We start from the raw sequence: 19,742 nt of genomic DNA on the forward strand, positions 1-19,742 counted from the left end.
GCGGTGAGCGACTCAACTCAGGAGGACACGTGACACCTCGACGACGACTTGCAGGGATCGGGGCCTTTACCCTGACCTCGGCCCTGCTGCTGTCCGCGTGCGGCGGCGGCTCCGGTGACGACCCCGAGGCCGCGAACGAGGGCCCGAGCACCGGCATCGTCACCGTGAGCAACGGTGAGCCGCAGAACCCGCTCATCCCCACGATGACCAACGAGACCTACGGCTCCAAGGTCATCTCGAACATCTTCGCCGGCCTGGTGTACTACGACGCCGAGGGCCAGGTGCACAACGAGATGGCCGAGTCCATCGAGTCCGAGGACAACCAGACCTGGACGATCACCCTCAAGGACGGGTGGACGTTCACCGACGGGACCCCGGTCACGGCGCAGAGCTACGTGGACGCCTGGAACTACGGTGCGAAGCTCTCGAACAAGCAGAACCTGTCGTACTTCTTCGAGCCCATCGAGGGCTTCTCGTACGACAAGGACTCCGAGCTGACGGGTCTCACGGTCGTGAGCGACACCGAGTTCACGGTGAAGCTCAACCAGCCCGAGTCGGACTTCCCGATGCGCCTGGGCTACGCCGCGTTCATGCCGCTGCCCGAGTCGTTCTTCGACGACCCGAAGGCGGCCGGCGAGACCCCGGTCGGCAACGGCCCGTACAAGGTCGAGACCTGGGAGCACAACTCCCTGATCGAGCTGCGCCCGAACGAGGACTACAAGGGCGAGCGCACCGTGCAGAACGGCGGTGTCGACCTGATGGCCTACACCGAGGAGGACACGGCGTACAACGACCTCCTCGGGGGTTCGCTGGACATCGTCACCAACGTGCCGTCGTCGTCGTTCGCGACGTTCGAGGACGAGCTCGGCGAGCGGGCCGTCAACCAGCCCTCCGCCGTCATCCAGGTCATCAACGTCCCGGAGTACGTCAAGGAGTTCCAGGGCGAGGCCGGCACCCTGCGCCGCGAGGCGATCTCGATGGCCATCGACCGCGACCAGATCACCGAGACGATCTACAACGGCTCGCGCACCCCGGCCACCGACTTCACCTCGCCGGTCATCGACGGCTGGACCGAGGAGCTGCCGGGCAACGAGGTGCTCAAGTACGACGCCGCGGCGGCGAAGAAGCTGTGGGACGAGGCCGAGGCCATGGACCCGGTCGGCGCCGACTTCACGCTGCAGATCGCCTCGAACGCCGACTCCGACCACCAGACCTGGGTGGACGCGGTCTGCAACAACGTCCGCAGCGCGCTCGAGATCGGCTGCGAGTTCGACCCGTACCCCACGTTCGACGAGTTCCTCGACGCGCGTGACAACGACGCCATCTCCGGCATCTTCCGTGGCGGCTGGCAGGCCGACTACCCGGCGATGAGCAACTTCCTCGGGCCGATCTACGGCACGGGCGCGGGCTCGAACGACATGGGCTACTCCAACAAGGAGTTCGACGCCAAGCTCAAGGAGGGCAACGGCGCGGAGACCCCGGAGCAGGCGATCGAGGCGTACAAGGAGGCCCAGACGATCCTCCTCGAGGACATGCCTGGCATCCCGCTGTGGTACCAGAACGTCACCGCCGGCTACTCCGAGGCGGTCGACAACGTCGTCTTCGGCTGGGACAGCGACCCGCTGCTCTACCAGGTGACGAAGTCCGAGTGACGTCCTTGACGAATCGGTTCTGACTCGGCACGGCCGGCTCAGCGCTCGTGGACCGGTGCTCCCGGACCGCGAGCGCTGAGCCGGACCGTCGATTCGGAGCCGACCGACCGCGTCCTGTAACGTCGCGGTCGGCCACCCGACGGTGAGGGGCGGGGAGTGCCGACGGTGCACCCCCCGCCCCCGACCTTGTCCGGGCGACGTGGCCCGGACACCATGAACCCGTAGCCCGGGGTACCCCCCGGAGCCAACGAGGAGACAACACGCATGCTCTGGTATCTCGGACGCAGGCTCCTGCAGCTGATCCCTGTGTTCCTAGGGGCGACCCTCCTGCTCTACGGACTGGTATTCCTGCGGCCCGGTGACCCCGTGGCCGGCCTGGGCGGGGAGCGCGGGCTCCCCGAGGCCGTGCAGGAACAGATCCGCCAGCAGTACAACCTGGACGAGCCCTTCATCGTCCAGTACCTGCTCTTCCTCAAGGGCGTCTTCACGCTCGACTTCGGTGTCGACTTCCGCGGACGGGAGATCACCGAGGTCATCGCGCAGGCGCTGCCCGTGACGTTCCAGCTCGCCATGATGGCGCTCGTCATCGAGGCGGTCTTCGGCCTGACGTTCGGCCTGATCGCCGGGATGCGCAAGGGCGGCTGGTTCGACGGCACCGTGCTGGTCATCAGCCTGCTCGTCATCGCCGTGCCGACGTTCGTCATGGGGTTCGTCCTGCAGTTCGTCGTGGGGGTCGAGCTCGGCTGGCTGCCCGTGACCGCGGGACGAGATCCCGACTTCTACACGCTCCTGCTGCCGGCGATCGTGCTGGCCGCGACGTCCTTCGCCTACGTGGTCCGGCTGACGCGCACGTCGGTGGCGGAGAACCTCAGCGCCGACTACGTGCGCACCGCCCGCGCCAAGGGTCTTCGCCGCACCCAGGTCAACGGCCGGCACGTGCTGCGCAACTCGCTCATCCCCGTGGTGACCTTCCTCGGCGCCGACCTGGGCAACCTCATGGGCGGGGCGGTCGTCACCGAGGGCATCTTCAACATCAACGGCGTCGGCGGCACCCTGTACGACGCGATCATCCGTGGCGAGAACGTCACCGTGGTGTCGCTGACGACCGTGCTGGTGATCGTCTACATCGCGGCGAACCTGGTCGTCGACCTGCTGTACGCCGCCCTCGACCCGAGGATCCGTTATGCCTGAGAACCGCACCGAGACCCTGCCCGGCGGGCGCCGACCGCGCCCCGGCCAGGAGCACTTCGCCGCCGAGCTCGACGAGGGTGGCCTCGGCGCCGTCGACGCCGTCAGCACCACCGACGCGCCGTCCAGCCTCTGGCGGGACGCGTGGCGCGACATGCGCCGCCGCCCGATGTTCTGGGTCGCGTCCGCCATCATCGTCCTCGTCGTGATCGTCGCGGCGTTCCCCGGCTGGTTCACCGACATCCACCCGCGGTTCGACTGCAACCTGGCCGACTCGCTGGGGGCCCCCGAGCCGGGGCACCCGTTCGGCTACGACAAGCAGGGCTGCGACATCTTCTCCCGGACCCTGTACGGCGCACGGGCCTCGGTGCTCGTGGGCGTGATGGCCACCGCGATGGTGGTCCTCCTCGGGACGACGATGGGCGCCGTCGCCGGCTACTTCGGCGGCTGGTTCGACGCCATCCTGTCGCGCATCACCGACATCTTCTTCGCGATCCCGCTGGTGCTGGCCGCCATCGTCATCATGTCGATCACGACCAACCGCACGAGCTTCACGGTGGCGTTCGTGCTCGCGGCGTTCGGATGGACGTCCATCGCCCGCATCAGCCGAGGCACCGTGATGTCGGTGAAGAACAACGAGTTCGTCACGGCGGCGAAGTCCCTCGGGATGGGGCGCGGCGGCATCCTGCTCAAGCACGTGCTGCCGAACTCGGCCGCGCCGATCATCGTCTACGCGACGGTCGCGCTGGGTACGTTCATCGTGGCGGAGGCGACGCTGAGCTTCCTCGGCATCGGCCTGCCGCCGAGCACGGTCTCGTGGGGTGGCGACATCTCGCAGGCCCAGAACGCGATCCGCCAGGCGCCGCAGATCCTCTTCTACCCGGCCGGGGGCCTGGCCCTCACGGTGCTCGGCTTCATCATGATGGGCGACGTCGTGCGCGACGCCCTCGACCCGAAGGCACGGAAGCGATGACGACACAGTTCCCAGTCACCGGCGGCGGGCTGCCGACGGGCCGGCCCGCCGGGACGAGCTACGACGCGGGCACCGACAAGCCGCTGCTCCAGATCAGCGACCTCGAGGTCTCCTTCACCACCGGTGTGGGGGAGGTCAAGGCCGTGCGGGGGGTCGACATCACGGTCTACCCCGGGCAGTCGGTCGCGATCGTCGGCGAGTCGGGCTCCGGCAAGTCCACCACGGCGCACGCCGTCATCGACCTGCTGCCCGGCACGGGCAAGGTCACCGGCGGCTCCATCACGTTCGACGGCCGCGAGATCGTCGGCCTGCCGCGCGTCGAGATGGAGGCCATGCGCGGCCGCGACATCGGCCTCGTGCCGCAGGACCCGATGTCCAACCTCAACCCGGTGTGGCGCATCGGCACCCAGATCGACGAGGCGCTGCGGGCCAACGGGTTCGAGGGTGGACGGGCCGAGCGCAAGGAGCGGGTGGCGGGCCTCCTGGCCGAGGCGGGCCTGCCCGACGCGGCGCGGCGCGCCCGCCAGTTCCCGCACGAGTTCTCGGGCGGCATGCGCCAGCGGTCGCTGATCGCCATCGGCCTCGCGGCCCGGCCCAAGCTGCTCATCGCGGACGAGCCGACGTCGGCGCTGGACGTGACGGTGCAGCGGCAGATCCTCGACCACCTCGAGGTCCTCACGCAGGAGCTGGGCACCGCCGTCCTGTTCATCACCCACGACCTGGGCCTGGCCGCCGAGCGCGCCGAGCACCTCGTGGTGATGTTCAAGGGGCGCGTCGTGGAGTCGGGGCCGGCCCGCCAGATCCTGGCCGACCCGCAGCACCCGTACACCAAGCGGCTGGTGTCCTCGGCACCGTCGCTGGCGTCGCGCCGCATCCAGGTGGCGCGCGAGGAGGGTGCCACCCCGGACGAGCTGCTCAGCCACCACGCCGACGGCGAGGAGACCCGGCGCCGCCCGATCGTGCAGGTGCGCGACCTCACCAAGGTCTTCCAGATCCGCGGGGCCCGGCCGGGGGCGTCCAGCGACTTCACGGCCGTCGACAACGTGAGCTTCACGCTCCCGCGCGGCGAGACGCTCGCCCTGGTGGGGGAGTCGGGCTCCGGCAAGTCCACGGCGGCCAACATGGTGCTCGGGCTCCTCGAGCCGACGTCGGGCGTCGTCGAGTTCGACGGCACGGACGTGGCGGGCCTGTCGCCCAAGGAGCAGTTCGCGTTCCGGCGGCGGATCCAGCCGGTGTTCCAGAACCCGTACGGCTCGCTCGACCCGATGTTCTCGATCTTCAGCTCCATCGAGGAGCCGCTGCGGCTGCACCAGGTCGGAAGCAAGAAGGAGCGTGAGGCGCGGGTCCGAGAGCTCCTGGACCTCGTGTCGCTGCCGGCGTCGACCATGCGGCGCTTCCCCAACGAGCTGTCGGGCGGCCAGCGCCAGCGCATCGCGATCGCGCGCGCCCTGGCGCTCAAGCCGGAGGTCATCGTCCTCGACGAGGCGGTCTCCGCGCTGGACGTGCTGGTCCAGGCGCAGATCCTGGAGCTGCTCGGCAGCCTGCAGGACGAGCTCGGCCTGTCGTACCTGTTCATCACGCACGACCTCGCGGTGGTGCGCCAGATCGCCGACTCCGTCGTCGTGATGCAGAACGGCCAGGTCGTGGAGTACGCGTCCACCGACGCCGTGTTCGACAACCCGCGTCAGCAGTACACGCGGGACCTGCTCGCCGCCATCCCCGGCGCGGGGCTGGAGGACGCGAAGATCGCGGGCTGAGCTCCCGCAGCACCCGATCGGACGCACGCCGGTGGGGCCGGACCACGCACGTGGTCCGGCCCCACCGGCGTTGCTGCGTTTGCCGGTGCCCCAGGTGGGGGGAAGTGTGAACCCATGACACGGACCGAGACGACACATGCCGCGAGGCGGGCGTCGACCCTGGCCCGCGGCGTCTTCTACCCGGCGGCGGGGATCATCGTGCTGTTCGTCCTGCTCGCGGTCTTCGCGACGGAGGCCACGACGAACGTCATGGCAACCTTGCAGGGCGAGGTGATCGGTGTCTTCGGCTGGTACTACGTGCTGATCGTCGCGGGCTTCGTCGTCTTCGCGATCTGGATGGGTCTGAGCCGGTTCGGCGACATCGTGCTGGGCCCGGACGACGAGGAGCCCGACTTCAAGCTGCCGGTGTGGTTCTCCATGCTGTTCGCCACGGGGATGGGCATCGGCCTCGTCTACTTCGGCGTGGCGGAGCCGCTGTCGCACTTCGAGACCCCGAAGCCCGGTGTGACCGGCGACGACGCCGCGCTCGCGCAGTCCGCGATCGGGCAGACGTATCTGCACTGGGGCATCCACGCGTGGGCGATCTACGTGGTGGCGGGCCTGGCGCTCGCCTACGCGATCCACCGCAAGGGGAGGCCGGTGTCGATCCGCTGGGCGCTCGAGCCGCTCCTCGGCGACCGGGTCAAGGGCAGGCTGGGGGACGCCATCGACGTGGTCGCCATCATCGGCACGGTGTTCGGCGTGGCGACGTCGCTCGGGTTCGGCGTCCTGCAGGTGTCCAACGGGCTCGAATTCCTCGGCGCCGTCGACCAGGCGTCGATAGCGCTGCAGATCGGCCTCATCGCCGCCATCACGGCCGTCGCGGCCCTGTCGGTCGCGTCGGGCCTCTCCAAGGGCATCAAGTGGCTCTCGAACGGGAACATGGTCCTGGCAGGCGTGGTGCTCGGCGTCGTCATCGTGCTAGGCCCCACCCTGTTCCTCCTGCGCGAGTGGGTGCAGTCGTTCGGCTACTACTTCGCCAACGTGATCCAGCTGACGTTCGACACGTTGGCGTTCCGGGGGGACGAGGGCCTGGCCTGGGAGTCGAGCTGGACGATCTTCTACTGGGGCTGGTGGATGTCGTGGGCACCGTTCGTCGGGGTCTTCATCGCGCGCATCTCGCGGGGACGCACCGTGCGCGAGTTCGTGCTCGGAACCCTCGCCGTGCCGATGGTCGTCACCACGATCTGGTTCAGCGTCTTCGGCGGCGCCGGGCTGAACCAGGAGATCGCCGAGCCCGGCAGCATGCTCGCCACCCTGCCCGACGGGACGGAGGGGGTGAACACGGACACGGCGATGTTCCAGCTCTTCGACACGCTCCCCGGCGGGGGCGCGTGGCTGTCCGTCGCGGCGATCGTGCTGGTCATCGTCTTCTTCGTCACGTCGTCCGACTCCGGGTCGTTCGTCGTCGACATGCTCGCGAACGGCGGCGACCCCAACCCGCCGCTGTGGAGCAGGCTGTTCTGGGCGATCCTCGAGGGGCTGGTCGCGGCCGCCCTGCTCCTGGCCGGCGGCCTCAGCGCGCTCCAGACCACCGCGATCCTCATCGCCCTGCCCTTCTCCCTCGTGCTGATCGGCATGGCCGTGTCCGTCGTCAAGGAGCTGAGTGCCGAGCACCGGCTCATCGTGCGCGCCGAGAGACGCGCGGCCCGGGCGGAGCTGACGCAGGACGTCACCGAGAAGGTGGCGACGACGCTCGCGGGGCGGTGGGAGAACGTCCTGCCGCCGGCACCGGGGGCGTTGCGGCTGCGGCTGCCCCGGAGACGGGCCCCCGGGCAGGGAGCGGCTCCACCGCCGGGGGACGGCGCGGCAGGGTCGGGTGGGTCACAGGCGCCGTCGGGACCCGACCCGTCCGGGTAAGATGGGTGGGCCCCGGATCGTGGGCGCCCTCCCTCTCGATGGAAATGAGACCCCTTGATGTCTGTGCGCTCAGACCTGCGCAACGTGGCGATCGTCGCCCACGTCGACCACGGCAAGACCACGCTGGTCGACGCCATGCTGCGTCAGGGAGGCGCCTTCGCCGCGCACCAGCACGTCGACGACCGGGTCATGGACTCGGGCGACCTGGAGCGCGAGAAGGGCATCACGATCCTCGCGAAGAACACCGCGGTGCGGTACGCAGGGCCGGCGGCGGCCGAGGCGGGGGCGCCCGAGGGCATCACCATCAACGTCATCGACACGCCGGGCCACGCCGACTTCGGCGGTGAGGTCGAGCGCGGCCTGTCGATGGTCGACGGCGTCGTCCTGCTCGTCGACGCGTCCGAGGGCCCGCTCCCGCAGACGCGCTTCGTGCTGCGCAAGGCCCTGGCCGCGAAGCTTCCGGTCATCGTCGTCGTGAACAAGGTGGACCGTCCCGACGCGCGCATCACCGAGGTCGTGGGCGAGACCACCGACCTGCTGCTCGGGCTGGCGAGCGACCTCGCCGACGAGGTGCCCGACCTCGACCTCGACGCCATCCTCGACGTGCCCGTGGTCTACGCCTCGGCCAAGGCCGGCCGGGCCTCGATCGACCAGCCCGCGGACGGCTCGCTGCCCGCGAACGAGGACCTCGAGCCGCTGTTCGCCACGATCCTGTCGACCATCCCCGCGCCGACCTACGACGCCGACATGCCGCTGCAGGCGCACGTCACCAACCTCGACGCGTCGCCGTTCCTCGGCCGCCTGGCGCTGCTGCGCATCTTCAACGGCACGCTGCGCAAGGGCCAGACGGTCGCGTGGGCACGCCACGACGGGACGCTGACCAGCGTGCGGATCACCGAGCTGCTCGAGACCAAGGCCCTCGACCGGGTGCCGACCGAGTCGGCCGGCCCGGGCGAGATCGTCGCCGTCGCCGGCATCGCCGACATCATGATCGGCGAGACGCTCACCGACCTCGACGACCCGCGCCCGCTGCCGCTCATCACGGTGGACGACCCGGCCATCTCGATGACGGTCGGCATCAACACCTCCCCGCTCGCGGGCAAGGGCGGCAAGGGCCACAAGGTGACCGCGCGCCAGGTGAAGGACCGCCTGGACTCGGAGCTCATCGGCAACGTCTCGCTCAAGGTGCTGCCGACCGAGCGTCCGGACGCCTGGGAGGTCCAGGGCCGTGGCGAGCTGGCGCTCGCCATCCTCGTCGAGCAGATGCGCCGCGAGGGCTTCGAGCTCACGGTCGGCAAGCCGCAGGTCGTCACGAAGGAGATCGACGGCAAGCGGAACGAGCCGATGGAGCGCATGACGATCGACGTCCCCGAGGAGTACCTCGGCGCGGTCACGCAGCTCCTCGCGCAGCGCAAGGGCCGCATGGAGACCATGAGCAACCACGGCACCGGCTGGGTGCGGATGGAGTTCATGGTCCCGGCGCGCGGGCTCATCGGCTTCCGCACGCGCTTCCTCACCGACACGCGCGGCACGGGCATCGCGTCCTCGATCTCCGAGGGCTACGAGCCGTGGGCCGGGCCGATCGAGACCCGCATCAACGGTTCGCTCGTCGCGGACCGCTCCGGTGTCGTGACTCCGTTCGCGATGATCAACCTGCAGGAGCGCGGTACCTTCTTCGTCGACCCCACGCAGGAGGTCTACGAGGGCATGATCGTCGGCGAGAACGCTCGCAACGAGGACATGGACGTCAACATCACCAAGGAGAAGAAGCTCACGAACATGCGTGCCGCCTCGAGCGACACGTTCGAGAACCTCACTCCTCCGAAGCACCTGACGCTCGAGGAGTCCCTCGAGTTCGCCCGCGAGGACGAGTGCGTCGAGGTGACCCCCGAGGTCGTCCGCATCCGCAAGGTCGTGCTGGACGCGACCGAGCGCGCCCGCGCGACGGCCAGGGCCAAGCGCGCCTGACGATGACGCGCGGGGACCGATGACGCAGGACGGCGGGCCGTCGCTCCTGCCCGAGGGGCCGCTCCTGGCGGTGCACGCGCACCCGGACGACGAGACGTTGTCGACCGGGGCGCTGCTCGCCGCCTGGGCGCACCGCGGGCAGCCCGTGACGGTCGTGACCTGCACCCGCGGGGAGCGCGGCGAGGTCATCGACACCGCGCACCACCGCACGGGGCTCGCCCGCCTCGAGGGCGACCCCCGCGCGCTGGCCGCCCACCGCGAGCACGAGGTGGCGACGGCCCTCGACGCGCTCGGCGTGTCCGACCACGCCTTCCTCGACACCGTGCCGGCGGGCCCGCCCGTGTCCCGGTTCGAGGACTCGGGGATGCAGTGGGTGGCGCCCGGCGTCGCGGGGCCGGGGGCCGACGCCCCCGCCACGGCGCTGAGCCGCGTCCCGCTCGACGACGCGGCGGTCCGCCTCGCCGCCGTCCTGCGCGACCGGCGCCCCGCCGTCGTCGTGTCGTACGAGCCGCGCGGGGGATACGGGCACCCGGACCACGTGCGGACCTACGAGGTGACCGTGCGGGCCGTGGCCCTCGCCGCCGACCCTGCCGCGCCCGTGCCGGGGGAGCCCTGGCTCGTGCCCGAGCGCTGGGAGGCGGTCGCCCCGGCGGCGGAGGTGCGCGCCGCCCGTCGCGCTCTCGCGGCCGACGCCGTGGCACGCACGCTCGCGCACGACGTCGGGCTCTCGTTCCCCGACCCGGACGAGTCGTTGCCGCCGGTCGCGAAGGACGACGCCGGGCTCGCGGGCGCCGCGACCGTCCGCGTGGCGGTGGCACCCGTCCTCGAGCCGCTCCTCGCCGCGATGCGCGGTCACGCGACGCAGGTGCAGCACGCGACACGGGTCGCTGCGGACGGGGAACCCCGCGACGGGCTCCTCGGCTGGTACGCGCTGAGCAACGACGTCCTCGCGCCCGTCCTCGCGCACGAGACGTACGTGCGTCACGCACCGGTAGGCTCGCCGCGATGAGCAGCACCCAGCCGGCCACTGCCGGAGACCCGGTCCCGGCCAGCGGGCGTCCCGCCCGGGCGCGCTGGTACGCCCTCGCCGGCCGCGCGGTCCTGGCCCTCGTCCTGGGCGCCACGGTGGGCATGCTGGGGACGGTCGCGCACCGGACCCAGTGGCAGGACCTGCCCGTGGGCATCGTCCTCGCCCTCGCCATCACGCTCTCGACGGCGGTGCTGTGCCGCGCCTGGTCGGGTCTCGGGACCATGCTGGCCGCCGGCGCCGGGTGGGTGCTGGCGGTGCAGGTCCTGGCGCTCGAGGGCCCCGGGGGCGACGTGCTGGTGCCGGCGCAGGCGGTCGGCCTGGTGTGGACGTACGGCGGGATGGCGATGTTCCTCGTCGCCGCGTTCCTGCCGCGGCGGTGGTTCACCGACCGCGGCTGACCCGCCGTGGGCAGGGGGTTGTGTCCGTCCTGTGGACGCCTGCCCCTCGTGATGACCGCTCTGTAACGAAGTGGGTCCGGTTTGGGTTTTTCATCCTGGGTTCGCCGCAATCTGCGCGGCGCCCCCGAGTAGGATCCTGCACGCGGGGGAGACCCCCGCACCCACCGACCGTCCGGGGCCTCGAGCCCCGTCCTCGAGCCCCCCACGGAGCCGTCCATGGGTCATCCGACCGAGCCCGCGCCCGAGCCGTCCGACGGGGTGCCCGAGCCGAGCGCCACGGAGCACGACCCGGCCCGTGCGGGGGCAGACGCCCCCGCACCGCAGGACGCAGGTCCCCAGGGCGGCGCCTCGCAGGACGACGCTCCGGACGACGACGCTCCGCACGCTGACGCCGCCCCGCAGGCCGACGCCCCCGACGGTGCTGGCGCGCAGGAGGACCCGCAGCCTGCCGTGGACGCCGAGCCGGAGGACGACACCCCGTACCAGCCCAGCGTCCGGGCGTACGAGCAGCGGGTGGTCGCGACCGTCGCCGCGCCGTCGGCCACCGGCAGCCCGACGCAGGCGCTGCCGGTGGTGCCGGCGTCGCCGCCGGCGGCCGACACCTCGACGGGCATCACGCTCACCCCGCCCCCGCCGCCGGCCGTGCCCCCGGGCTCGGGGACCGCCGGGGACGGTGCGGGGGCTCCGGCCGACCCGCCGGGCGGTGGCGAGACGGGCTCCCCGCTCGACGGCCTGTCCGGCGACGGCGCGCCGAGCCGCGCGCCCAAGGTGGCGCTGTGGGCGGGCCTCGGGGTCGTCGTCCTGGCCGGTGCGTACGCGGCCGCCCAGTGGGCGGTGGCCGACACGGTGCCGAAGGAGACGACGGTCGCCGGTGTCGAGATCGGGGGCATGACGGAGCAGGAGGCGGCCGCGGCCCTCACCGCGGACCTCGGGCCGCGCGCGGCGGAGCCGATCCCCGTCGAGGCGGGCGAGGCGTCGAGCACCCTCGACCCGGCGAAGGCCGGGCTGACGTTCGACGCGGCGGCGACCGTGGACGACCTCACCGGCTTCTCCCTGGCGCCCGCCCGGCTGTGGGACCACGTCGTCGGCGGCGGCGAGGTCGCCCCCGTGGTGGACGTCGACGCCGGCACGCTCGACGCCGCGGTCGACGGGCTGCAGGAGGCGCTGGTCGTGGAGCCGGTGGACGGCACCGTGGCGTTCAAGGGCGCGAAGCCCGTCGCGACCGACGCGGTCGACGGGTCCCAGCCGGTGGCCGACGAGGCGGGCGACGTCCTCACCTCGAGCTGGCTCGTGACCACGTCCCCGGTCGAGCTGCCCACCGAGCCGGTGGCGCCGAAGATCGACCAGGACGCGACCGACGCGGCGCTCGCGCAGGCCGAGAAGGTGACCGAGGCCCCGGTCACGGTGCAGGTCGGCGGCCAGTCAGTCGAGCTGCCGGAGCGGGCGCTCGCCAAGGCCACGTCGTTCGAGCCGAAGGACGGCGCGCTGACGCCGCAGTTCGACGGTGAGCAGCTGGTCAGCGCCGTCGTCGCGCGGACCGACGACCTGCTCACCGAGCCCGACGACGCGCACTTCGAGTTCTCGGGGGGCAAGCCCGTGGTCGTCGGCGGCGCCACCGGCACGACCCTCGACCCGGAGGCCACCGCGAAGTCGGTGGGCAAGGCGGCGCTGGGCGACGACCGGTCGGTGGAGCTCGAGCTGACGGAGCAGGACCCGGAGTACACGAAGGCCGCGCTGGAGGGCATGGGCGTCAAGGAGGTCGTCTCGGAGTTCTCGACGCCGCTCACCAGCGACACGGTGCGCACGCAGAACCTCATCCGGGGCGCCCAGCTGGTCACCGGCACGTTCATCGCGCCGGGGGACACGTTCTCCCTGGTGGACACGCTCTCGCCGATCACCCTGGAGAACGGGTACGTCGCGTCCGGCGTGGTGAGCAACGGGATGCACACGGAGGGCGTCGGGGGCGGTCTGTCGCAGATGGCGACCACCACCTACAACGCGGGCTTCTTCGCGGGTTACGACGACGCGGGGCACCAGCCGCACAGCTACTGGTTCACCCGCTACCCGGCCGGTCGTGAGGCCACGATCTACGTGGGCTCGATCGACATGAAGTTCACGAACGACACCCCGTACGGTGCGGTGATGCAGTCCTGGGTCTCGGGCGGGGAGCTGCACGTCGCGGTCTGGTCGACCGAGTACTACGACGTGAAGACGTCGGCGAGCCCCAAGCGCAACGTCGTGCCGACCACGACCGTCCACCAGAGCGGCCCGGAGTGCGAGTACTACCCGGCGGGCCAGGACGGGTTCAGCATCACGAACTACCGGAAGGTCAGCCACGACGGCAAGGTCGTCAAGGACGAGTCGTACAACTGGACCTACAAGCCCGACAACGGCATCCAGTGCGACGAGCCGAAGGCCGACCGGGGCTCCGACCGCGACGACGGCAAGGACGACAAGAAGTCCGGCGGTGACCAGGACCAGGGGGACGACGCCGGTCGGGACGAGAGCTCGGGGGACTGATGCTGGGACGTACGGAGCGGGAGTCGCCGGCGCACGCCGCCGCGGCGGCCCGGCAGGCACGCTGGGCCGGGGCGTCGGCGACGACGGATGGCGTCGCCGACGAGTCGACGGAGCTGCTGGACCTCGGCACGACGACGGACACGCTGGCGACCGTGGCGAGCATCGACGACCTGGCGGCCGTCGTGCACCTCGGGCACCCGGAGCAGCCGGCTCCCGGCCTGGAGGAGGCACTCCTGGCCGGCGACCCGTCGCTCATCCTCACGGCCGCGGTCGCGGTCGACCCGCAGTGGGTCTGGGTCGCGCCGGTGGGCGCCGCCGGCGGTCAGGTGGTGATCGACGAGGCGGGCGTGCGCGACTGCCAGGAGGTGCTGCGCGGCATGGGGGTGAGCCCCCGCCTGGTGCCGACGCGGTCGACGATCGACGAGCGGGCCACGATCGCCGGCCCGTCCGGCTCGCTCGTCGTCGAGAGGTCCCGGGTGCCCGCCGGCTGGGCCGAGCTCCCGGGCAGCGAGCACCTCGCCGGCCGGGGGCCCGTCTGGTACGGCCTGCTGGAGTCAAGGGCCTCGTGGCCGAGGTTCGCCGAGCCCGCGCAGGTGTGGCTCGCCGTGGGGCCGTCGGACGACCACCGCGGGTCGCTGCAGCACACGCTCGCGGTCCTGTCCGACGCGGGCGTCGACCTGCAGCACCTGCGCAGCCACCCCTCCGCCCACGGGCCGCACGTGTTCTTCACGTCGTTCGCGTGCCCGGACGTCGGGGTGCTCGACGGGCTGGTGGCCGAGCTCGACGGACGGGGCGTCGCGCACCGCACCCTCGCGGTGCTGCCCGGTCACGGGTTCGTCCCCGGCCCGCGGCTGCTGGGGCCGCGCTGGGCGGGCGCATGACGGTTGCGGCGGGCCGCAGCGTCGCGTTCCTCGGCCCGGAGGGCACGTTCACGCACCAGGCCGTCCTCACCTGGGCGTCCGCGCGCGTCGCGCACGACGTGCGGCCCGATCCGCTGGCGACCGTGGGCCAGGTGCACGACGCCGTGGCCGCCGGCGCGGCCGATCGGGGCGTGGTGGCGATCGAGAGCTCCGTCGAGGGCTACGTGGTGCCGTCGCTGGACGCGCTCGTGGGCAGCGGTGACGTGGTCGCGGTCGACGAGGTCGTGCTCGACGTGTCGTTCGACGCGTTCGTCCGCCCGGGGCACGCCGACCCGGCCGGCCTCCGCGAGGCGACGGCGCACCCGCACGGCCTCGCGCAGTGCACCCGCTTCATGGCCGAGCGCGGGCTGCTGGGCGTCCCGGCGTCGTCCAACGCCGCGGCGTGCCGCGACCTGGCCGACCACCAGGTCGCCTTCGGGCCGCGCCTGTGCGGCGAGCTGTACGGGCTGGAGACGCTCGCCACCGGTGTGGAGGACTTCGCGGGCGCCCGCACCCGGTTCCTGGTGCTGTGCCCGCGCGACGACGCCGCGGCCGCCTGGGCCCCGCTCCGCGAGGCCGAGGGGGCGTGGCGCACCATGGTCGCGGTGACGCCGGTGCTGACGGGCCCCGGCGTGCTCGCGCGCGTCACGGCGGAGTTCGCCGAGCGCGGGGTCAACATGTCGAGCCTGGTGGAGCGGCCGCTGAAGGTGCGCGAGGGGCAGTACGTGTTCGTCGTGACGCTCGACGGCGCCCCCTGGGAGCCGCAGGTGCGGGACCTTTTCACGGCCCTGCTGGCCGCGGGCGACTCGCTCAAGGTCCTCGGCTCGTACCCCGTGGCGCCGGGCGGCCCGGGCCTGGACGGCGTGCTGCCCGACCACGTGCCCACGGGCAGCGTGCTGGGCGACGACGGCCCCGCGGACCTGGCGCGGGGCCTGCTGTGGTGAGCGGGACGGACGGGCCGGTCGCCGCGCACCCGGTGGGGCGCGTGGGGGTGGTCGGCCTGGGCCTGGTCGGCGGCTCGCTCGCGCGGCTGCTGGCCGAGCGCGGCGTCGACGTCGTCGCGACCGACGTCGCGCCCGCGACCCGGGAGGCCGCACGCGCCGCGGGGCTCACCGTGGCCGACGACCTCGCCGGGCTGTGCGCCGCGCGGCCCGACGTCGTCGTCCTCGCCGTCCCGCTGCGGGCGGTGCGCGCCACGGCGTCGGCGCTCCGGGACCTGCTGGCCGCCGCCGGCTGCTGGGACCCGACCGTGACGGACGTCGGGAGCGTCAAGGGCCAGGTGCGCGCGGCGATGACCGACGCGGGCCTCGGCGAACGGTACGTCGGCGGGCACCCGATGGCGGGGACCGAGCACAGCGGGTTCGAGGCGTCGTCCCGCGGGCTGCTCGACGGCGCACCGTGGGCGGTGACGGTCGCGGCACCGGTCCACGGCACCGGCGACACGGCCGGCGGCACCGACCCGCGGCGGCTCGCGCAGGTGCTGGGGCTGATCACCGGGCCGCTCGAGGGCACGGCGGCCGTCCTCACCGACGACCGGCACGACGAGTCGGCCGCCCTCGTCAGCCACGTGCCGCACGTGCTGGCCACGCAGCTGCTCAACGCCGTCGCCGGCGCGCCCGTGCGCGACGTGGCGCTGGGGCTGGCGGCGGGCAGCTTCCGGGACGGCACCCGGGTCGCCCGCACCGACCCCGCCCGCACCGAGGCGATGGTCGCGGCGAACGCGGCGTGGGTCGCCCCCGCCCTGCGCAAGGTGGTGCGCGACCTGGAGCTCGTCGTCGCGGCGCTGGAGACGAACGCCCCGCTGCACGGCTTCTTCCACGCGGCCGACGACGTGCGCGAAGGAGGCAACGCCCCGGTCGCCGCCGTCGACCAGGTGCCGCTGGAGGGCGACTGGCCCGCGGTGCTCCTGGAGCGCTGTGCCGCCGGCGGGGTCGTGAGACATGTCACCGCCGCGGCCGCCGAGGTGACCTTCCCGCGAGCCCGCTGACGACCGCGCCGACGACCCGGCCGCACGAGCGGGTCAGCGGCCGCGCGGGGTCGGCCGGGGGCCGAGCCGCTTGGCCGCCTCGATCGCCTCGGCCGGGACGACGACCTCGTCCGCCTCGCCCGGGGCGCCCGACCCGCGGGCGGGGTCGCGGCGCAGCCGCAGCCCGTCCGGGCCGGTTCCCAGCACGACGCCGATGACGTCGGTCCACACGTGCCCGTCGGCCTCCTCGGGCGCGAGGCGGCGGCGCACGACGACGCGCGCGCCGACGGGCAGGTCTCGCCACGCGGACGGACGGGGGGCTGAGGGCGGGAGCACCACGCCATCGATACTAGAGTTCGGTGGAGGGGCACGGCCTGCCGGCCCCTGCACCACACCGCATGCGCCGCGGTGCGGGCCCCGCCCGCATCCGGCCCTCGTGACCTGGAAGGTACCCGCAGTGACCTACGTGATCGCTCAGCCTTGCGTCGACGTCAAGGACAGGGCGTGCATCGAGGAGTGTCCCGTGGACTGCATCTACGAGGGCTCGCGCTCGTTGTACATCCACCCGGACGAGTGCGTCGACTGCGGTGCCTGCGAGCCGGTGTGCCCGGTGGAGGCCATCTACTACGAGGACGACGTCCCCGAGCAGTGGAAGGACTACTACCGCGCGAACGTCGAGTTCTTCGACGACCTCGGCTCGCCCGGTGGTGCGGCCAAGATGGGGGTCATCGACAAGGACGACCCGATGATCGCGGCCCTGCCCCCGCAGGCCTGAGCGCGCGCCGGCCGGCATGGGATTCGCCGACCTGAGCTCCCTCGCGTACCCCTGGGACACCCTGGGGGACGTGCGCGCCACGGCGCGCGCCCACCCGGACGGCGTCGTGGACCTGTCGATCGGCACCCCTGTCGACCCCACGCCGGACGTCGTGCGCGACGCCCTCGCGGCGGCGTCCGACGCCCACGGCTACCCGCTCACCCACGGCACGCCCGCGCTGCGGGCGGCCGTGGCGGGCTGGTTCGCCCGCCGGCGCGGGGTGCCCGACCTCGACCCGGACGCCGTCCTGCCCACCCTCGGCTCCAAGGAGCTCGTGGGCCTGCTGCCGTCGCTGCTGCGCCTGGGGCCGGGCGACGTGGTCGTGCACCCGGCGGTCGCGTACCCCACCTACGACGTGGGTGCGCGCCTCGCGGGTGCCACCCCGCTGGCCACCGACGACGTGGACGCCTGGGCCGGCCGCGACGACGTGCGGCTCGTGTGGGTCAACTCACCCGGCAACCCGACGGGGGCCGTGGCCGACGTCGCGCAGCTGCGCCGTGTCGTCGAGGCGGCCCGCGAGATCGGTGCCGTCCTCGTCGGCGACGAGTGCTACGCCGAGCTGCCGTGGGCCGAGCGGTGGATGGGGGACGACGGCACGTCGCGGGTGCCCAGCCTGCTCGACCCGCGGGTGACGGGCGGCAGCCACGACGGGCTGCTGGTCGCGTACTCGCTGTCCAAGCAGTCGAACGTCGCCGGGTACCGCGCGGCGTTCGTCGCGGGCGACCCGGCGCTGGTCGCGGGCCTGCTGGCCACCCGCAAGCACCTCGGCATGATCGTGCCCGCCCCGGTGCAGGCGGCGATGACGGCGGCGCTGGGTGACGACGCGCACGTCGCCGCCCAGCGCGAGGTCTACGCCCGGCGCCGGGACGCCCTGGCCGGCGCGGTGCGCGCTGCGGGGTTCGTCGTCGACGGCTCCGAGGCCGGGCTGTACCTGTGGGCGCGCCCGGCGGACGGCTCGGCCGAGCCTGGCCCGCCCGCCGGGGCGACGTCGCGCGAGCTGGCGACGTGGTTCGCGCGCCGCGGCGTGCTCGTCGGGCCGGGGGAGTTCTACGGCGCCGCCGGCGACCGGCACGTCCGGGTGGCGCTCACCGCCCCTGACGACGCCGTGACCCGGGCTGTGGCGCGCATCACACCATCTTGACCCAGGGATTGGAACACCATGGTCTTGGGGGGTAGGTTCGTCCGCAGGCCGCGGTCGCCCTCGGGGACGTCGCGGCCGGCGTGCCCCGGGCCGCCCCGTCCAGAGTCACGAGTCACGCGCTCGCCGGATCCCGACGTGGGGCGCCGTCGAGCCCGTCAGGGAAGGAAGACATGACCTCCACCCAGCCTGCCGCCGGCGCACCCGACGGCACCTCGACCGGCACCCCGAGTGGCGCTGCCACCGTCGAGCTGGTCACGGGCGGCACCGCCCGGCAGCTGCCCGTCGTCCCCGCCACGGAGGGGAACGACGGGATCGTCGTGTCCTCGCTCCTGCGGGACACCGGGATGGTCACGGTCGACCCCGGCTTCACGAACACCGCGTCGTGCGAGTCCGAGATCACCTACATCGACGGCGACCAGGGCATCCTGCGCTACCGCGGGTACCCGATCGAGCAGCTCGCCGACTCCTCGACCTTCCTCGAGGTCGCCTACCTGCTGATCCACGGTGAGCTGCCGACGCCGGCCGAGCTCGAGAGCTTCACCGACCGGATCAACCGGCACACCCTGGTGCCCGAGGGCTTCCGCGCCTTCCTGTCCTCGTTCCCGCGGGGCGGGCACCCGATGTCGATCCTCGCGTCGGCCGTCAACGCGCTCCCGACGTACTACCCGGAGTCGCTCGACCCGCACGACCCCGAGGCCGTCGAGCTCGCCACCGTGCTCATCCTGGCGAAGATCCGCACCATCACGTCGTACCTGCACCGGGCGACGCGCGACGAGCCGCTGCTGTACCCGGACTACGCCCGCGGCTACGTCGACGACTTCCTGCGGATGACGTTCTCGCGCCCCTACGAGCAGTGGGAGTCCGACCCGGTGCTGGTCGCCGCGATGGACAAGCTGCTCATCCTGCACGCGGACCACGAGCAGAACTGCTCGACGTCGACGGTGCGGATCGTCGGCTCGTCGAACGCGAACCTGTACTCGTCCGTCGCGGCCGGGATCAACGCCCTGTCCGGGCCGTCGCACGGCGGCGCGAACGAGGCCGTCCTGACCATGCTGGAGAGCATCCGCAGCGGCGACGACTCCGTCGAGACCTTCATGAAGAAGGTGAAGAACAAGGAGGCCGGCGTCCGCCTCATGGGCTTCGGGCACCGCGTCTACAAGAGCTACGACCCGCGCGCCGCGATCGTCAAGAAGCACGCGGACGCCGTGCTCGACCGCCTCGGTGCCAAGGACGAGCTGCTCGACATCGCCCGCGGCCTCGAGGAGATCGCGCTGCGCGACGACTACTTCGTCGAGCGCAAGCTCTACCCGAACGTCGACTTCTACACCGGCCTGATCTACAAGGCCATGGGCTTCTCCCCGGCGATGTTCACGCCGCTGTTCGCGCTCGGCCGCATGCCCGGCTGGATCGCCCAGTGGCGCGAGATGATGTCCGACCCGCAGACCAAGATCGGCCGCCCGCGGCAGGTCTACACGGGCCCCACCGAGCGGGCGTACACCCCGCTCGAGCAGCGCTGAGCCGCTGATCCCGCAGGGCG

General features: G+C 72.6%; 16 protein-coding genes. 15 read left to right on the plus strand and 1 reads right to left on the minus strand.

Features of this window, described 5'->3' with window-relative positions:
* The first annotated feature begins 29 nt into the window (after window positions 1-29).
* From IEW03_RS10545 to IEW03_RS10600, 12 genes are all read left to right on the plus strand, one after another.
* Window positions 30-1,652, plus strand: a complete 1,623-nt coding sequence (locus IEW03_RS10545) for a peptide ABC transporter substrate-binding protein (RefSeq protein WP_188523641.1) — start codon at window positions 30-32, stop codon at window positions 1,650-1,652.
* Between the two features lie 264 nt (window positions 1,653-1,916).
* Window positions 1,917-2,843 carry an ABC transporter permease gene (locus IEW03_RS10550; protein ID WP_188523642.1) on the plus strand — a complete coding sequence of 309 codons (927 nt, stop codon included), beginning with the start codon at window positions 1,917-1,919 and terminating at the stop codon, window positions 2,841-2,843.
* Window positions 2,836-3,813 (plus strand): ABC transporter permease, encoded by a 978-nt coding sequence (locus IEW03_RS10555; protein WP_188523643.1) that lies wholly within the window; start codon window positions 2,836-2,838, stop codon window positions 3,811-3,813. Before IEW03_RS10550 ends, IEW03_RS10555 begins: the two co-directional genes overlap by 8 nt.
* Window positions 3,810-5,570, plus strand: a complete 1,761-nt coding sequence (locus tag IEW03_RS10560; protein WP_188523644.1) for a dipeptide ABC transporter ATP-binding protein — start codon at window positions 3,810-3,812, stop codon at window positions 5,568-5,570. The genes IEW03_RS10555 and IEW03_RS10560 overlap by 4 nt, the downstream gene beginning before the upstream one ends.
* 114 nt (window positions 5,571-5,684) lie before the next feature.
* Window positions 5,685-7,469, plus strand: coding sequence for a BCCT family transporter (locus IEW03_RS10565; RefSeq protein ID WP_188523645.1), 1,785 nt, complete (start codon window positions 5,685-5,687; stop codon window positions 7,467-7,469).
* A 57-nt stretch (window positions 7,470-7,526) separates the two neighbouring features.
* Entirely contained in the window at window positions 7,527-9,437 is a 1,911-nt protein-coding gene (gene typA / locus IEW03_RS10570; RefSeq protein WP_188523646.1) for a translational GTPase TypA, read from the plus strand.
* A 19-nt stretch (window positions 9,438-9,456) separates the two neighbouring features.
* Window positions 9,457-10,446: a PIG-L family deacetylase gene (locus IEW03_RS10575; protein WP_188523647.1), complete on the plus strand. Its 990-nt coding sequence runs from the start codon at window positions 9,457-9,459 to the stop codon at window positions 10,444-10,446.
* Entirely contained in the window at window positions 10,443-10,865 is a 423-nt protein-coding gene (locus tag IEW03_RS10580) for a DUF6113 family protein (RefSeq protein ID WP_229737914.1), read from the plus strand. The genes IEW03_RS10575 and IEW03_RS10580 overlap by 4 nt, the downstream gene beginning before the upstream one ends.
* 216 nt (window positions 10,866-11,081) lie before the next feature.
* Window positions 11,082-13,385: a VanW family protein gene (locus IEW03_RS10585; protein WP_188523648.1), complete on the plus strand. Its 2,304-nt coding sequence runs from the start codon at window positions 11,082-11,084 to the stop codon at window positions 13,383-13,385.
* Window positions 13,385-14,266, plus strand: coding sequence for an ACT domain-containing protein (locus IEW03_RS10590; RefSeq protein ID WP_188523649.1), 882 nt, complete (start codon window positions 13,385-13,387; stop codon window positions 14,264-14,266). Before IEW03_RS10585 ends, IEW03_RS10590 begins: the two co-directional genes overlap by 1 nt.
* Window positions 14,263-15,228: a prephenate dehydratase gene (locus IEW03_RS10595; protein WP_188523650.1), complete on the plus strand. Its 966-nt coding sequence runs from the start codon at window positions 14,263-14,265 to the stop codon at window positions 15,226-15,228. The genes IEW03_RS10590 and IEW03_RS10595 overlap by 4 nt, the downstream gene beginning before the upstream one ends.
* The gene (locus IEW03_RS10600; RefSeq protein WP_229737915.1) at window positions 15,225-16,271 is read left to right on the plus strand and encodes a prephenate dehydrogenase; all 1,047 of its coding nucleotides are present in this window, start codon (window positions 15,225-15,227) and stop codon (window positions 16,269-16,271) included. The genes IEW03_RS10595 and IEW03_RS10600 overlap by 4 nt, the downstream gene beginning before the upstream one ends.
* Window positions 16,272-16,304: 33 nt before the next feature.
* Here the strand turns inward: IEW03_RS10600 and IEW03_RS10605 are convergent, their stop codons facing one another.
* Window positions 16,305-16,589 carry a DUF6725 family protein gene (locus IEW03_RS10605; RefSeq protein ID WP_188523651.1) on the minus strand — a complete coding sequence of 95 codons (285 nt, stop codon included), beginning with the start codon at window positions 16,587-16,589 and terminating at the stop codon, window positions 16,305-16,307.
* Between the two features lie 118 nt (window positions 16,590-16,707).
* On the opposite strand from IEW03_RS10605, the gene fdxA reads away from it, so the two are divergent.
* The 3 genes from fdxA (at window position 16,708) to IEW03_RS10620 (ending at window position 19,722) form a co-directional block, all read left to right on the plus strand.
* Complete coding sequence (gene fdxA / locus IEW03_RS10610) at window positions 16,708-17,025, plus strand: ferredoxin (protein WP_188523652.1); 318 nt, start codon at window positions 16,708-16,710, stop codon at window positions 17,023-17,025.
* Window positions 17,026-17,041: 16 nt separating this feature from the next.
* Window positions 17,042-18,205, plus strand: coding sequence for a succinyldiaminopimelate transaminase (dapC, locus tag IEW03_RS10615; RefSeq protein ID WP_188523653.1), 1,164 nt, complete (start codon window positions 17,042-17,044; stop codon window positions 18,203-18,205).
* 170 nt (window positions 18,206-18,375) lie between these two features.
* Window positions 18,376-19,722, plus strand: coding sequence for a citrate synthase (locus IEW03_RS10620; protein WP_188523654.1), 1,347 nt, complete (start codon window positions 18,376-18,378; stop codon window positions 19,720-19,722).
* Window positions 19,723-19,742: the final 20 nt, after the last annotated feature.

It is taken from the genome of Isoptericola cucumis (genome assembly GCF_014635665.1).
In the GTDB taxonomy this organism is placed as follows: Bacteria; Actinomycetota; Actinomycetes; order Actinomycetales; family Cellulomonadaceae; genus Isoptericola; species Isoptericola cucumis.